The organism is Rhodococcus sp. IEGM 1354 (assembly GCF_030056855.1).
GTDB lineage: Bacteria > Actinomycetota > Actinomycetes > Mycobacteriales > Mycobacteriaceae > Rhodococcoides.
Window position 1 is genome coordinate 1 of the sequence record NZ_JASHKT010000084.1, and the last position, 217, is coordinate 217.

The 217-nt window shown below is 68.7% G+C and carries 1 pseudogene; it reads left to right on the plus strand.

The window, feature by feature from the left end:
* Positions 1-36 precede the first annotated feature (36 nt).
* Positions 37-217, plus strand: a pseudogene (locus tag QM588_RS25665) (FAD-dependent monooxygenase); the annotation flags it as partial.

Below are 217 nucleotides of genomic sequence, written 5' to 3' on the forward strand. Positions count from 1 at the left end.
GGATTGAAGAACCTGCCGCCCGGCCATTCCCGCCCGATGACCCAACGCGTGCTCGTCACCGGTGCCAGCATCGCCGCCCCCACTGTCGCCTACTGGCTCGACAAAGCCGGTTACGACGTCGTCGGCGTCGAGCGCAGTCCGCAGCTGCGCCTGGGCGGCCAGAACATCTACGTCCGCGGTAGTGGACGCGAGGTGCTGCGACGCATGGGCCTCGAGC